Source organism: Polynucleobacter acidiphobus, from assembly GCF_003065385.1.
GTDB classification, from domain to species: domain Bacteria; phylum Pseudomonadota; class Gammaproteobacteria; order Burkholderiales; family Burkholderiaceae; genus Polynucleobacter; species Polynucleobacter acidiphobus.
Map to the genome: position 1 here is coordinate 1,328,361 of NZ_CP023277.1, position 15,863 is coordinate 1,344,223.

Here is a 15,863-nt window from a genome sequence, read left to right on the forward strand (position 1 = left end):
GCAACCTGAAGTTAGCCGGTTTTCTTGATAAAATACCGGTTGTAGTAATCCAATGGGATGGTTAGAAACTAACCATCCCATTTCTTATATCAGTTCAAGGATATTGTTATGCAAAACCTATTTCTGACCGTGGACAAAGTTTCAACATTTGTAGGTCACCTCTTCTCATGGTTGGTGATCGGCCTGACTGGGCTAATTGGTTTTGAGGTGTTTTCACGCTATGTCCTAAATAGTCCTCATGCATGGGCCTTTGATGCGCAAATGATGCTCTATGGCACGATGTTTATGATGGCTGGTGCGTATACCCTTGCAAAGAATGGGCACGTGCGCGGCGATATTCTGTACGGCTTCTTAAAGCCTCGTACCCAAGCAATCTTTGATCTAATTTTGTATGTGGTGTTTTTTATTCCAGGCGTGATTGCGCTAGCTTATGCTGGCTATGGTTTTGCTGCTGATTCTTGGAGAATTTTGGAACACTCATCCATTACTGCAGACGGTCCTCCCATCTACCCTTTCAAAACGATTATTCCGATTGCGGGCGTATTTCTTTTATTACAAGGCATCGTTGAAATTCTGCGCTGTGTGGTGTGTATCCAAAAAGGCGATTGGCCCTCACGAGAACAAGACGTTGAGGAAGTTGACGTTGATGCCCTCAAAGCCATGGTTGGCAAAGACAAGGAATAATCACTATGCGTAAAGAACTATTATTTGGTTTCTCCATCATGACCCTGGTGGTGGTAGCCACCCTCATCCTCATGCCGTGGGGCAATATTGAAAGCGGTCACATTGGCCTATTAATGCTTTCCTTAGTGGTGGTTGCCATTATGTTGGGCTTTCCCACCGCCTTCACCCTCATGGGTATGGGCATGATCTTCACATTCTTTGCTTACAGCTTTCAAAATCCTGAGTTAGCCCTTCAAAACACCTTAATGCTCATGGTTCAGCGTGCGTATGGGGTAATGACCAATGATGTACTCATTTCGATTCCACTGTTTGTATTCATGGGTTATTTGGTCGAGCGCGCTAACTTAATTGAAAAATTATTCCGCTCATTGCACCTTGCATTGGTTCGTGTGCCCGGCTCACTTGCGGTCGCAACCATTTTCACTTGTGCGATATTTGCTACCGCGACTGGTATTGTGGGTGCTGTAGTCACGCTAATGGGACTACTCGCTTTGCCCCAAATGTTGAAAGCAGGATACGATGCGCGAGTTTCCGCTGGCTGTATTACGGCTGGCGGATGTTTAGGAATTTTAATTCCCCCCTCCGTGATGTTGATCGTTTACGGCGCAACGGCTGGAGTATCAGTCGTACAACTGTATGCGGGCGCTTTCTTTCCTGGAATCATGTTGGCCACCTTATACATTGGCTATGTGATTATTTTGGCAAAACTCAAACCCAAGCTAATGCCGCCATTGGCTGAAGAGGATCGAAAAGTTCCATTACCAATGAGCTATACCGAGCTCGGTGAAAAATTAAGCCAAAATGTAATTCCGGCACTTTTAATGGCTCTAAAAGGCAAACGCAATCTCAACGCCAGCGGTAAAGAGATTGCCAAATCCGTGATCATTGCTCTCTTACCCTTAATCGTGTTTATTGGTTTTACTGGGTCGATGTATCAAATCGCGACCAAACCCGCTGAGGTGATCGAGATGGATCTCATGCCCATGGGATTTTCGGGAAGCGGTTCCGATTATTCAAGCGAATCGAGCTCGACAGGCTTGAATGAACCTCCTGGCGCTGAAAAAGAATCCTCTGGAACCGGTCTTTCACTGCCACCCGGCGCTGAAGAAGACAAACCTGCAGTAGCCCAAGCAAGCGCCAGTGAAGAGCCAGCAAAAGCAGCTGAGCCACCCAAGCCAGTTGATGTGCCATTGTGGTTCTGGATCTTGACCGGCATCCTTGGAGTGATTCTGTTGATCTACTACGCCCTCCTGACCTGGGTTCGTCTTGAGATCTTCAAGATGCTGTTGGGATCGTTCTTCCCACTCGCAGTGCTCATTCTGTTTGTATTGGGTTCAATTGTTTTTGGACTAGCAACTCCCACGGAGGCAGCAGCTGTGGGGGCGATTGGCGGCTTTATTTTGGCCGCAGCCTATAAGCAATTGAACATTACAGTGGTCAAAGAGTCCGTGTTCTTAACGGCGAAAACGGGTGCCATGGTCTGTTGGTTGTTTGTGGGATCCTCGATTTTCTCGGCAGCCTTTGCCCTACTGGGTGGCCAAGATTTAGTTGAGAAATGGGTGCTCTCGCTTGGCTTAAGCCCGATTGAGTTTTTGATTCTGTCTCAGATCATTATTTTCTTATTGGGTTGGCCACTGGAGTGGACTGAGATCATCGTGATCTTCATGCCGATCTTTGTACCGTTACTCGATAACTTTGGTATCAACCCATTGTTCTTTGGTTTATTGGTTGCTCTGAACTTACAAACCGCCTTCCTCTCGCCGCCAGTTGCGATGTCGGCGTTCTATCTTAAAGGTGTTGCACCTCCGCACGTAACTTTGAACCAAATCTTCATGGGCATGTTGCCATTCATGGGAATCCAAGTGATTGCTATTGTCTTGCTCTATACATTCCCACAAATTGGTTTATGGCTACCCGGGGTTCTATATAAGTAATGATCTGAGATCTCAACCCCGCTTCGGCGGGGTTTTTTATGATGCCTTGAGTCCTGATGAAATCCTCTAGATCGATGATGAAACTATCGCGCTTCTTACGCTACTTTGTAATTGCGTTCCTAGTTTTGCTCGTATTGATTACTTTGCTTGTGATCGGCTACTGGATGAGCGCCAAATCCAATTATTCTGGAACCGTTATTAGCGCCGGTCTAGCTCAAGCGGTAAACATTCAGTTTGATGAGAACGATGTCCCGCACATCAAAGCAAAATCGCAACGCGATGCGTTTTATGCTCTAGGGTTTGTGCACGCTACCGAACGCTCCTGGCAACTGGAGATTAGTCGACGCTTGGCTTCAGGGCGTCTGTCTGAAATTTTGGGTGAGCGTACGGTCTCGCTCGATCGCTTTATCCGAACCTTAGGAATTAAGCAGGCAGCCGAAAAACAGTTCGAACGCTATCCACCAGAAATTAAACAATTGATTCAAGCCTATGCCGATGGGGTGAATGCTGGTAATCAATCGCTTGGCTGGGCTTTGCCAATTGAGTATTTTTTGACTGGATCCAAACCCGGTTATTGGTCTGCTGCTGATAGCGTTGCATGGTCATTAATGATGGCATTGGATCTGGGTGATAACTGGCAAAAAGAATTATTTCGTTTAGAGCTTTCGCAATATCTCAGTACGGCTGAGATTTGGCAGGTAATGCCACCCTATCCCGGCAGCAATCCAGTCACGACCATGGATTTTGCCAAGTTATATCGCGAGCATCAGGTCTTTAAGCCCACCCAATCCAAGGTTCAAGCATCGCGTGATAGCGAGCTTTACTTACTCAAGCATGCCGATACTGTGGGGTGGCTCAGTGATCAGCAAGAAGGCTTGGGCTCCAACAACTGGGTGCTGACCGGTAAGAAAACGGTCTCTGGTAAACCTCTACTCGCAAACGACCCGCATTTGGGATTAAGTGCACCATCGACGTGGTACTTTGCGCATCTAGAGGCTCCAGGCTTGAATGTAATCGGCGCTAGCCTGCCAGGTATCCCAGCGATTGTTTTGGGAAGGACTGACAAAATTGCCTGGGGATTTACCAATACTGGCCCCGACGTGCAAGATCTTTATCTAGAAAAGATTGATTCGAGTAATCCCAATCAATATATTGGCCCAGACGGTCCAATCTCTTTTTTGGCGCGCGAGGAAATTATTCAGATTAAAGATAAACCACCCCTACGATTTGTGGTGAAGCAAAGTCGCCATGGCCCCATCATCTCGGATAGCCATGCCCGAGCTAAAAAAGTGATTGATACGCAGCGTTATGCCCTAGCCCTACGCTGGACTGCATTAGATATCGAGAACCAAACCCTGATGGGCGGCATTCTGATGAATCGCGCCGATTCAATTGACTCATTAAAAGCCGCCTTACGTCATCACTATGCCCCCATGCAAACCGTGGCCATAGCGGATATTCAAGGCAATATTGCGCTGCAAGTTGCTGGCATTGCACCACGCCGGCAATTGCACCAAGGTCTATATGGAGTTGCGCCGGCCCTAGGGTGGGAGCGCCAATACGATTGGACATCCTATGTGCCGTTTGAGCAATTGCCCAGCTATTCGAATCTAGGCTCAGAGTGGCTGGCAAGCGCCAATCAAGAAATTGTTTCTGCGACGAATCCCAATCCACTGACTGGCGATTGGGACCTTCCCTTTCGATACGACCGCATCGCAGCCATGATTGGGGCAAAAGACCAGCATGATCGTGCTTCCATGCAAGCGATGCAGGGCGATGTACTTTCCTTAGGAGCTCAACCGCTCCTACCTTTATTTAAGAATGCTCGCTCGGGTCATGCCCTGCAGCCTAGCATCCAGTCAGCGATCGATGGTTTTAATGGAAGCATGAGTACGGATTCAGTAGTTGCCTTGATTTTTAATTCCTGGGTTGATCAATTAACACGAATCTTATTCTCTCGTTTAGGGGATTCGTTTACCGAGGAATATGGCCGGCGCCATTTTCGGGGAGCGGTCATCAATCAAATCAGTAATCCCGATAGTCCATGGTGCGATGTGCACACTAGCGCAGAGCGAGAAAATTGCCAGGATGCCGCCAATCTTGCTTTGCAGCGCGCCTTAAATGAATTGAGTCAACGTTATGGTAAATCTACAAATGATTGGCACTGGGGTAAAGCGCATCACGCCGTTTCCGAGCATCGCCCATTCAAAAACATTCCCTTCTTATCGGGACTCTTTAGTGTCAGCGTTCCATTTCCGGGGGATGCCTTTACGGTCAATGTTGGACGGCCAGCACTTAATCATCCCAAAGCACCTTTTCAGGCCAATCATGCACCCAGTCTGCGAGCAATCTATGACCTGAATGATCCGGAACAATCGGTCTTCATGTTTCCGACGGGTCAGTCCGGCTGGATTCAAAGTCAACGCTATCGCAATCTAAGCGATGCATGGGCAAATAATCAGGTCATCCCATTGGCAATGAAGCCCAAACAGGTCCAGCGTGAATTAATCCTCAAGGCCAAGTCGTTTTGACTTGTGGCATCGACCCATTACAATCCCTAGAAATTACACGGGATCATTATGAAAACCATTCTTCAACTTCTCAGTGCTTCGTTCTTTGCTCTTTCCTCCAGTTTTGCTTTAGCTGCCTGGGACGAGCTGGGAAGCAATGAGTTCATCACGATTTTGATTGATAAATCCAGTATCAAGAAATCTGGGGATAAGGTACGCGTACTATCGATGCTCGATCTAAAGAAGCCTGGGGTTGAACCAAAAACCAAATTACCCGTGAACTCCATTATTGGCCTAAATGAATACCACTGCGGGCAAGTTCAATATCGCCCCTTAGAGGTCAAATTTATGTCGGGTAAGCGTGGTGAAGGTAAGGTGGTTGATGAAATCAAGACCCCCGATAGCAGTTTTGAGGCGATTGTGAGTGGTGATTGGCCGGCAGGAGTCTATAACCTTGCGTGTCGCGCAAACTAATCCAATTAAGCAAGCAAGCAGCGCCCAAGGGGCGCACACCCTACTCTGTTTTTTTATTACCTTGATTGGCCTTGCCGGTTTACAAGGCTGCGCAGCCCCTCTGATGGCAGCTGCCAGTAGTGTCGGTACTGCTGCTGGATCTGCCGCCGCAGCGAGCCCCATGACCGCAGTTAGCGTTACCTCAACTGTAACCACGGGACGCTCACCCCTTGAACATGCCACATCTGCAGCAACCAAAAAGGATTGCAGCTTCTTTAACGTGTTTAGTTCTAAACCAATTTGTGAAGAAATTGTGATCCCAATCGTTCAGGACCGCAGCGAACTCATCATCGGGGAGGCGGATCGCAATACGGCGATTATTGAAGTGATTGATGTGAGACCAAGTCAGTAGCGAATGGGGTGAACGACGGGACTCGAACCCGCGACAACCAGAATCACAATCTGGGACTCTACCAACTGAGCTACGTCCACCATTGCTACAAACGCATTATAACGACTATGCCCCCGAACCGATTGATGGGGGCTCAAATAGCGCCCAATCCCCCAGCTCCATACTAGCCTCCAAAAAGAAGGTTTCGATGGCATCTGGTGTTTTAACCTTTGCCAAGGCGTGATGATCGGATAGGCGTTGACGCCAACGGCGCGATCCTGCACGACCGTGAGCTAAGCCCATGATGTGGCGAGTAATCGATCCTAAGTAGAAGTCTTTACGATGTGCATTGCAAAGAGCCAGCCATACTTGACTGTAAGCAATCAAGCCAATTTGCACTCGATGCCAGTCCGCCTCACTAAAGAGATAACCCACTGCATCGCCATTACTTTCAATGAGATCATCCCAGCCTAATAGCATCGCCGGAAAATGATAGGCAGCACGACCAATCATAAAACCATCAAAATCATTCCAATGCTGCGCAATATCGTGATTGGACTCTAAGCCACCATTGAGTAATACGTTTAGATTTGGATAGTACTTTTGTGCATCGCGACGGATTTGCTTAGCAACCTCATAGCGCAATGGGGGCTTGCTACGATTTTCTTTAGGCGATAGGCCTTTTAAGACTGCATTGCGCGCATGAATCGTGACCTGAGAGGCACCTGCAGCAGCGACTCCCAGTACAAAATCCAATACAAATTGGTAGTCACGCGACGATTGGGCTGCATCCATTTGATCAAGCCCCAAACGATGCTTAACCGAAATCGGTAAATCGCAGGCAGCTCGCATCGCGCTCACACACTGAGCTACGAGCTCGGGTTCGGCCATCAGACATGCCCCAAATGCCCCTTTTTGAACCCGCTCTGAGGGGCAGCCACAATTAAGATCGATTTCGTCATAGCCCCATTGTTGGGCAAGTGCTGCACACTGAGCGAGCTCAGCAGGATCACTACCGCCGAGTTGCAAAACTACCGGGTGCTCTTCCTGACTGAAATCCAAATGCCGTGCCTGGGCACCGTGTAAAAGCGCCCCTGTGGTTACCATCTCGGTGTAGAGCACAGCGCGCTTAGTTAGCATTCGATGAAATGACCGACAATGACGATCGGTCCACTCCATCATGGGAGCAACGGCTAAGCGCTTGGTACTCATGCAATTAGTCCCAAGGATTGATTAACTTCAACTTAGCTGGATCAAAATCGCTGGTATTGCGCGTAACCAGTGTCAGGCGATGCTCAATCGCGGTCGCTGCAATCATGGCATCCCGCTCCGAAGATGGATTGGGAACATGGAGATCGGCGCAGCGCAGTGCAATTGGAACATCAATTGGAATAATCCGATCAGCAAATACCGGGAGAATCATTTGCATCAGCCATTTTTTTAATAACTGGCTCTGCTTTTTATCTCGACGCGCAACCGACAAAATGCCTTGTTCAATTTCTAGAATGCTAATCACAGACAGAAACATCCGAGATGGGGCAATCGATAGTGCCCAAGCATGAACCTGTGGATTAATCTTGGAAGTGCCTGCTTTTCTCAGCTCAGAGATGACATTGGTGTCGAGAAGATACATTAGGTAAGATCGCTTGGCTTCGTAAAGCGCTTTATTTTCGCAGGCTCGAACTCTATCTCGGCTAATCCAGGCATACCCACAAGATCAAGGATGGTTTTTTGTTGACCAATCACGCGTTGGTAGTCTTCATAACTCATCAAAACGTGTGAGGGCTTGCCTCGATCCGTAATAAATACCGGACCCGATTGACAGGCTTTTTTAGCACCGCTGCTGTCTTGATTAAACTCTCGGCTTGATAAGGTTTTGGGCATTTTATCCCCCACAATGCAGTAAATGTAGCAATGTTACTACATTTTTCCTGAGGGGAATGAAAAGCTTACACTTCCTCGCGTGAGGCCTTCTTACGCTCATGCTCTTTCAGAAAGCGCTTGCGCAAGCGGATGCTCTTGGGGGTCACCTCAACCAACTCATCATCGGCAATAAATTCCACGGCGTATTCCAAGGTGAGTTGCACGGGCGGTACGAGGCGCACTGCCTCATCGGTTCCTGAGGCACGCACGTTAGTAAGTTGCTTACCTTTAATCGGATTCACCACTAGATCGTTATCACGACTATGAATCCCAATAATCATGCCCTCATAGAGGGGATCGCCTGGCGAGACAAACATACGGCCACGGTCTTGTAACTTCCAGAGTGCATAGGCAACCGCATCGCCATCATCCTGGCTAATCAATACACCATTGTGGCGTTCTCCCAAAATTCCATCTTTGACGGGGCCATACGAATCAAAGTTATGACTCATGAGTCCGTTACCACGGGTCAGGGTCATAAACTCCCCCTGAAATCCAATCAAGCCTCGCGCTGGAACCCGATACTCAAGACGAGTGCGTCCTTTACCGTCGCTCACCATATCGAGGAGCTCGGCTTTACGTTTACCCAACTCCTCCATCACCCCACCCTGCGTGGAATCTTCCACATCCACCGTGAGGTTCTCATAAGGCTCTAACTTCACACCATTCTCTTCATGAAACACTACACGGGGTCGTGACACCGCTAACTCATAACCCTCGCGTCGCATGTTCTCAACCAAAATAGTGAGATGGAGTTCGCCTCGACCCGATACTTCAAATACGGTGTCGTCATCGGTATCGCGCACTCGCAATGCCATATTGGATTTGAGCTCGCGATCCAAGCGCTCCCGAATTTGCCGACTGGTCACAAACTTCCCTTCCCGGCCAGCGAGAGGGCTGGTGTTCACCATGAAGTTCATGGTGAGGGTTGGCTCATCGATCTTGAGCATCGGTAAGGCATCAACCTGATCAGGCGCACAGATCGTGGTACCAATTGCCAAATCTTCAATGCCATTGACCAAGACAATATCGCCTGCAATGGCTTCATCGACTACTTCGCGCTCAAGCCCTTTGAACTTCAGCACTTGATTAATGCGGCCCTTGAAGGGTGTGCCATCCGGTCCATTGATGCAGACCACATCCGTACCGGGTTTAATTTTGCCGCGCCGAATCCGACCTACACCAATTTTGCCTACATAGTTGCTGTAATCAATCGATGAGATCTGCAACTGCAATGGGGCATCGATTTCATCATCGCGCACTGGAACATTCGTTAGAACTGCATTAAACAGTGGGCGCATATCACCAGAGCGCACATTCTCATCCGTACCGGCATAGCCATTTAAACCAGAGGCATAAATGACTGGGAAGTCTAACTGCTCTTCGGTTGCGCCCAATTTATCAAAGAGCTCAAAGGTCGCATTAATCACATAATCACAGCGGGCTCCTGGACGATCCACCTTGTTGATCACAACGATGGGCTTTAAACCCAAGGCAAGGGCTTTCTTGGTCACAAAACGGGTTTGGGGCATCGGACCTTCAACCGCATCGACCAGTAGCAATACCCCATCCACCATCGAGAGAACGCGTTCAACCTCACCACCAAAGTCTGCGTGTCCTGGAGTGTCCACAATATTGATGTGTGTACCCTCATATTCCACAGCGCAGTTTTTAGCCAAGATGGTAATGCCACGCTCTTTCTCAAGATCATTGGAATCCATGATTCGTTCGGAGATCTTTTCATTCGAACGAAAGGTTCCAGATTGGCGTAAGAGTTGATCAACCAGAGTGGTTTTGCCGTGGTCAACGTGGGCGATGATAGCGATATTACGAAGTGCGCGTTTGGTCATGAGTTGCTTTACAAAAAGATCAATTAGTTTTGGTTCAAAAGTCGTTGAGCGATAAATCGTCGGGGGTGTAACACCCCACTGCGCCAATCTGCCGTACCAATAAAGTTTTGCGGCAAGGCTTGGCTGCGATAAATCCGAAATAAAGAATTAGCCCACTGGCTGGCGCGATTGAGTGCGCATGGCACGCGCTGACCCATTTCTAGACGTTTGGCCTGTTGGTCATCCACCGTCAACTCGGGCAGAGTTTGCAACAAGGCATCCACTGGGAGTAATACCTTGGGGGTATTTTCAAGGGTCTCCAAGGTGCAGCTCTGCTCCAAACTGAGATGACCTACCTTGGTGCGTCGTAATACACTCAAATGCGCACCACAGCCTAATGAATTGCCAATGTCTTGTGCTAAGACTCGGATATACGTTCCCTTACTGCAATGAACTTCAATCTCGACATGCGGCCAATGAATAGCCACTAGACGAATCGAGTAAATGGTAATTCTTCGGGGCTCACGCTCAATCTCCACCCCTGAGCGCGCGTATTCATAGAGGGGTTTGCCATCGCGTTTTAATGCGGAATACATCGGTGGAATCTGCTCAATCTCACCCATGAATGTCGGCAAGATTGCTTCCAAGAGTGTTTTGGCCATCAAATCATCCACTACTTCCGCAGTCGATCGCTCGGTCACTATTTGTCCTTCGGCATCACCCGTATCGGTTTCGATCCCAAAGCGCAGGGTTGCAATATAAGTCTTATCGGCATCCAAAAGATCTTGCGAATACTTGGTCGCCTCACCCAAACAAACAGGCAATAAGCCAGTCGCCATTGGGTCTAAGGTACCTGTATGGCCAGCCTTTTCTGCCTGAAAATAGCGCTTGACCGCAGTGACTGCGCCTTGCGAACTCATACCATTGGGTTTGTCGAGCAAGACTACCCCATCAATTCGTTGCACCATCACAATTAATTAGGCTTTGAGCCTAAGGCCTGATCAATTAATCGCGACATCTCTGCGCCCCGCTCTATCGAGGTATCAAACACAAAATGCAAAGTGGGTACGGTATGAGTATGCATCCGCTTAAAGAGGAGGGAATGCAAATATCCGGCTTTCTCTTGAAGGGATCCCAGCGCATACTGTGGATCACCACCTAAAACCGTGAAATACACCTTCGCATGCGCGAGATCGGGTGAAAGCTCGACCGCTTGAATGGTAATTAAACCATTCAAAGGATCACGCAATTCCCTGGGAATCAACTCTGCAAGATCACGCTGAATTTGATCCGCGAGACGCTGATGGCGATGAGGGCTTGTTTTATGCATGATGATTAAAGGGTTCGAGCTACTTCAGTCACTTCAAAAATCTCAAGTTGATCACCCTCTTGGATGTCATTGTTATTTTTCAAGGAAAGACCGCACTCAAAGCCACCTTTCACTTCTTTCACATCATCTTTGAAGCGCTTTAGGGAGTCGAGTTCACCAGTCCACACCACGACGTTGTCGCGCAATAAGCGCACCCGCGAGTTACGACGCACGATTCCATCGAGCACCATACAACCTGCAATCGCACCAACCTTGGAAACCAGGAAGACCTGACGGATCTCAACTAAGCCGGTAATTTCTTCCTTCTTATCCGGTGTCAACATGCCACTTAGGGCTGCCTTCACTTCATCGACGGCGTCATAAATAATGTTGTGATAACGAATATCCACGCCATTACTCTCGGCAAGCTTACGCGCTACCGCATCGGCCCTCGCATTAAAGCCAATAATCACCCCCTTCGAGGCAATCGCGAGATTGACATCGGTTTCAGTAATACCACCAACGGCAGCGTGCACAATCTGCACCTTCACCTCATCGGTAGAAAGCTTTTGCAATGACTGTGAGAGCGCCTCTTGCGAACCTTGCACATCAGCCTTAATAATGATCGGCAGAATCTTGGCTTCGACGGCACCCTCGCCCATGGTCTCCATCATGTTTTCCAACTTGACCGCCTGTTGCTTGGCCAACTTGACGTCTCGGAACTTGCCTTGACGGAACAGTGCAATCTCACGGGCCTTACGCTCATCAGCGACTACCTGGAACGACTCTCCAGCATCGGGTACTTCCGATAAACCTTGAATCTCAACCGGAATTGATGGCCCTGCTTCATTGGTTGATTTACCGTTTTCATCCAACATCGCACGGATGCGACCATAAGACTGGCCAGCCAACAACATATCGCCGCGCTTTAATGTGCCAGATTGAACCAACACAGTAGCGACCGGACCGCGACCTTTATCGAGGCGAGCCTCAATCACGATACCCTGAGCAGGCGCTTCTTTAGGGGCCTTGAGCTCCAATACCTCAGCTTGCAACAATACGTTCTCAAGCAGGGTATCGATGCCTTCACCAGTTTTTGCCGACACTCCGATAAATGGTGAGTCACCACCATACTCTTCAGGCACCACCTCTTCACTCACCAGTTCGGTTTTAACGCGATCAGGGTTGGCTTCGGGCTTATCAATCTTATTGATCGCCACTACTAGGGGAACATTCGCTGCCTTTGCATGATGAATCGCTTCACGCGTTTGCGGCATTACGCCATCATCGGCAGCTACCACCAAGATCACGATATCCGTTGCCTTTGCACCGCGTGCGCGCATGGCTGTAAAGGCTTCGTGGCCAGGGGTATCTAAGAACGTGATAACACCACGTGGGGTCTCGACGTGATAAGCGCCGATATGCTGTGTAATACCCCCCGCCTCACCTGCTGCTACTTTCGCAACTCGGATCTTATCCAAGAGCGATGTTTTGCCATGATCGACGTGACCCATCACCGTGACAACCGGAGGTCTTGGCATCAATGGTGCATCTTCAGCCGACTCTCCAAGATCAATTTCGGGGTCATCCAATTTAGCCGCATGGGCTTTGTGGCCCATCTCTTCGACGATGATCATCGCCGTGTCTTGATCCAGCACTTGGTTAATGGTCACCATCTGACCCATACCCATGAGTAACTTGATGACCTCAGCACCCTTGACTGACATTTTGTGGGCTAGATCAGCAACGGTAATGGTCTCAGGAATGTGCACATCACGCACAATCGGCTCCGTGGGCACTTGGAAATTACTCGCTGGGTTATCGTCTTGATGCTGTTGTTTCTTGCGACCTCCGCCGGTTCGCCATCCGCCGCCTAAGCCACCCGTAAGGTCACCACGTGTTTTTAAACCAACTTTGCGCTTCGCGCCCTCTTCTTGCCAGGTGGAAGAAGTCTCGGAAGACTTAATCAGTTTGCCGCCAACCTTAGCGGGCTTTTTCTTATCATCGCCACCATCTGCTTTAACTGGTTTATGCAGAGTACCTTTTTTAGCTTCCTCGCTAGCGATCTCACTTGGTGCTTTGAGCACACGCGCCGGGGCACTCATCATGTCCCGAATCGCTGATACCTCGGCTTCCGCTGCCGCGCGGCGTGATTGCAGTTCAGCGAGCTCCTTTTTGGCCTGCTCTTTGCTAGCAGCCTCTTGCTCGGCCTCCACCTTGCTCGGCTTTTGCTCAGCTTCTATCTTCTTTTGCTTTGCCTCACTCGCCGCTTTCATTTCGGCTTCTTGTCGCGCTAAGAGTTCAGCTTGCCGAGCAGCTTCTGCAGCACGCTTTTCTAACTCCTCGTCCGATAGAATGGGTTTGGTCTCAACTGCTGCAGCTGGCTTTACCTCAGTCGGCTCATCAGCCTTACCAGGATCATCGCGTTTTACTAAGACACGCTTTTTACGTACCTCAACTTGTACGGTACGGGTTCGCCCCGCCGAATCTGCTTGACGGATTTCACTGGTCTCACGCTTAGTAAGGGTGATCTTTTTACGAACACCGGTCTCAGCACTGCCGTGTGCTTTTTGAAGGTAGGCCAGTAACGCAGTCTTGTCTTTATCGGTAATCTTGTCAGCCTCGGACTCTTTGTCGATTCCGGCAGCCTTGAGTTGTTCCAATAAATCAGCAGGGCTGCGTTTCAGCTCCTCGGCTAATGCTTTTACAGTTGTTGTCGCCATGCGCTTCCCCTCATGCATTAAACCAATGTTCGCGCGCCTTCATAATGAGCGTTTTGGCTGCTGTTTCATCCATACCCGTCATCTCAACGAGCTCATCTACAGCCAATCCAGCCAGGTCATCGCGTGTATGCACTTGATTCTCAGCTAAGGTTGCAATGTATTCAGTGGATAGGCCTTCAAGCGATCGCAAATCTTGAGAGACCTCCTCAAGACGTTCTTCTTTTGCCAACTCCATGGTTAGCAAGGAATCACGCGCACGAGTCCGTAACTCATTAACGGTATCCTCATCAAATGCGTCAATCTCAAGCATCTCAGAAAGCGGCACGTAGGCAACTTCCTCAAGAGAATTAAAGCCTTCTTCGATCAAAATATCAGCAACCTCTTGGTCCACATCGAGTTTGTCCATAAAGAGTTGGCGCACCGCCACGGATTCTTTTTCAGACTTCTCGGCAGACTCTTCTGGGGTCATGATGTTAATTTGCCAACCAGTTAACTCGCTAGCTAAACGTACGTTCTGACCACTGCGACCAATTGCGATTGCCAAGTTTTCTTCATCAACCACCACATCCATGGCATGACGCTCTTCATCAACCACGATCGATGACACCTGTGCAGGCGCTAATGCACCAATCACAAATTGGGCTGGATCCTCAGACCATAGAACGATATCAACGGCTTCACCCGCGACTTCGTTACGAACTGCAGTCACACGCGTACCGCGCACACCAACGCAGGTACCAATGGGATCAATGCGCTTGTCATGGGTGACCACAGCAATCTTGGCTCGGATTCCGGGATCACGAGCAGCGCCCTTAATTTCTAGCAAACGCTGCTCAATCTCAGGCACTTCGTTCTCAAACAACTTAATTAAGAAGTCAGGGCATGTTCTCGAAAGTTCAATTTGGGGGCCACGCGCCTCACGATCCACTTTCAGAATATAGGCGCGCACGCGATCGCCAGAACGTAAGTTCTCTTTGGGGATCATTTGATCGCGACGCAACAATGCCTCGACACGACCCGATTCCACGATCAGGCCATTTTTGTCAGCCCGCTTGACCGTGCCGGTCATAATTTTTTCACCGCGCTCCAGATAGTCATTCAAAATCTGCTCGCGCTCGGCATCGCGAATGCGTTGCAAGATCACTTGCTTAGCTGCTTGGGCGCCAATCCGACCAAAGGCTAAGGATTCGATTTGCTCTTCAATGTAATCGCCCGTCTCAATATCGGAGATCTGCTCTTTGGCCTCAAATTGCAAAATTTCCTTATCGGGCTCTTGAAGACCAGCTTCATCGGGAACCACCAACCAGCGGCGAAAGGTCTCATACTCACCGCTGTTGCGATCAATCGAAACCCGAATATCAACATCCTCGGTATACCGTTTCTTCGTTGCCGAGGCAAGTGCTAACTCAAGCGCTTCAAACACGATCTCACGATCAACATTTTTTTCACGGGCCAGGGCTTCTGCCAACATGAGAACTTCACGACTCATGATTTTCTTCCTTTGAAATCAATAACAGGGACCAAACGAGCTTTTTCTACTTCAGACAAACTAAATTCCAGTTCGGCCGGAGATCCATCACTCGCCTCAAATAACAAACTAAACTTTGCATCCGGTGTGTTGATAGACCCAGATGTCAGGCCTTGCAACACCCCTTTAAAATTCTTTCGATTACCTACTGCAATTCGCAACTTCAGCTCAATCTCTAAACCTGCGAACCGAACAAAATCATCACCGGTCTTAATTGGTCGATCCAGGCCAGGTGACGAGACCTCGAGTCGCTCGTACGGCACGTTCTCAACAGCAAAGGTGTAGGTCAACTGATGACTCACCTTCTCACAATCCTCAACAGTAATCATGCGCTCATAATCGGGGTTCTCAATCGTGACCCGCAATAAACCACGACCTTCCCGCTCGATATCAACGAGCGAGTAGCCTAAATTGCGTACCTCGGCAGAAATAATCTGCTGTTCTTTCACATCTTCCCCACAAATCAACCGCTGTTATAAAACTGCCTTTACAACGCATTTGGCAAAAAAAAATGGGCTTACAAGCCCATATTCCTCAATACCAGAACAGGCCAGCTTACGTTGATGTCAACATCAGCCG

14 protein-coding genes and 1 tRNA gene are annotated in these 15,863 nt (G+C 48.9%); 5 read left to right on the forward strand and 10 right to left on the reverse strand.

Annotation, left to right across the window (positions count from 1 at the left end):
- Positions 1-108 precede the first annotated feature (108 nt).
- From AOC32_RS07045 to AOC32_RS07065, 5 genes are all read left to right on the forward strand, one after another.
- On the forward strand, positions 109-684 hold the full coding sequence (locus AOC32_RS07045; protein ID WP_108508785.1) for a TRAP transporter small permease subunit: 576 nt from the start codon (positions 109-111) through the stop codon (positions 682-684).
- A gap of 5 nt (positions 685-689) precedes the next feature.
- The gene (locus AOC32_RS07050; RefSeq protein ID WP_108508786.1) at positions 690-2,618 is read left to right on the forward strand and encodes a TRAP transporter large permease; all 1,929 of its coding nucleotides are present in this window, start codon (positions 690-692) and stop codon (positions 2,616-2,618) included.
- Positions 2,619-2,692: 74 nt separating this feature from the next.
- The gene (locus AOC32_RS07055; protein ID WP_234409720.1) at positions 2,693-5,149 is read left to right on the forward strand and encodes a penicillin acylase family protein; all 2,457 of its coding nucleotides are present in this window, start codon (positions 2,693-2,695) and stop codon (positions 5,147-5,149) included.
- Between the two features lie 48 nt (positions 5,150-5,197).
- Positions 5,198-5,602 carry a surface-adhesin E family protein gene (locus AOC32_RS07060; protein ID WP_108508788.1) on the forward strand — a complete coding sequence of 135 codons (405 nt, stop codon included), beginning with the start codon at positions 5,198-5,200 and terminating at the stop codon, positions 5,600-5,602.
- Positions 5,583-5,993 (forward strand): hypothetical protein, encoded by a 411-nt coding sequence (locus AOC32_RS07065; protein ID WP_108508789.1) that lies wholly within the window; start codon positions 5,583-5,585, stop codon positions 5,991-5,993. The genes AOC32_RS07060 and AOC32_RS07065 overlap by 20 nt, the downstream gene beginning before the upstream one ends.
- A gap of 4 nt (positions 5,994-5,997) precedes the next feature.
- Here AOC32_RS07065 and AOC32_RS07070 read toward each other — a convergent pair.
- The 10 genes from AOC32_RS07070 to rimP all read right to left on the reverse strand — a co-directional run bounded on the left by AOC32_RS07070 (position 5,998) and on the right by rimP (position 15,733).
- A tRNA-His gene (locus AOC32_RS07070) sits at positions 5,998-6,073 on the reverse strand.
- A 25-nt stretch (positions 6,074-6,098) separates the two neighbouring features.
- Positions 6,099-7,184 carry a tRNA dihydrouridine(20/20a) synthase DusA gene (dusA, locus tag AOC32_RS07075; RefSeq protein WP_108508790.1) on the reverse strand — a complete coding sequence of 362 codons (1,086 nt, stop codon included), beginning with the start codon at positions 7,182-7,184 and terminating at the stop codon, positions 6,099-6,101.
- 4 nt (positions 7,185-7,188) lie between these two features.
- Complete coding sequence (locus AOC32_RS07080) at positions 7,189-7,605, reverse strand: type II toxin-antitoxin system VapC family toxin (RefSeq protein WP_108508791.1); 417 nt, start codon at positions 7,603-7,605, stop codon at positions 7,189-7,191.
- Positions 7,605-7,856 (reverse strand): type II toxin-antitoxin system Phd/YefM family antitoxin, encoded by a 252-nt coding sequence (locus tag AOC32_RS07085; protein ID WP_108508792.1) that lies wholly within the window; start codon positions 7,854-7,856, stop codon positions 7,605-7,607. Before AOC32_RS07085 ends, AOC32_RS07080 begins: the two co-directional genes overlap by 1 nt.
- 65 nt (positions 7,857-7,921) lie before the next feature.
- On the reverse strand, positions 7,922-9,745 hold the full coding sequence (typA, locus tag AOC32_RS07090; protein WP_108508793.1) for a translational GTPase TypA: 1,824 nt from the start codon (positions 9,743-9,745) through the stop codon (positions 7,922-7,924).
- A gap of 23 nt (positions 9,746-9,768) precedes the next feature.
- Positions 9,769-10,692, reverse strand: a complete 924-nt coding sequence (gene truB, locus AOC32_RS07095; RefSeq protein WP_108508794.1) for a tRNA pseudouridine(55) synthase TruB — start codon at positions 10,690-10,692, stop codon at positions 9,769-9,771.
- Between the two features lie 5 nt (positions 10,693-10,697).
- Positions 10,698-11,054, reverse strand: coding sequence for a 30S ribosome-binding factor RbfA (gene rbfA / locus AOC32_RS07100; RefSeq protein ID WP_108508795.1), 357 nt, complete (start codon positions 11,052-11,054; stop codon positions 10,698-10,700).
- 5 nt (positions 11,055-11,059) lie between these two features.
- Entirely contained in the window at positions 11,060-13,756 is a 2,697-nt protein-coding gene (gene infB, locus AOC32_RS07105; protein WP_108509382.1) for a translation initiation factor IF-2, read from the reverse strand.
- A gap of 10 nt (positions 13,757-13,766) precedes the next feature.
- Positions 13,767-15,245 (reverse strand): transcription termination factor NusA, encoded by a 1,479-nt coding sequence (nusA, locus tag AOC32_RS07110; RefSeq protein WP_108508796.1) that lies wholly within the window; start codon positions 15,243-15,245, stop codon positions 13,767-13,769.
- Positions 15,242-15,733, reverse strand: a complete 492-nt coding sequence (gene rimP, locus AOC32_RS07115) for a ribosome maturation factor RimP (RefSeq protein WP_108509383.1) — start codon at positions 15,731-15,733, stop codon at positions 15,242-15,244. Before rimP ends, nusA begins: the two co-directional genes overlap by 4 nt.
- Positions 15,734-15,863 lie beyond the last annotated feature (130 nt).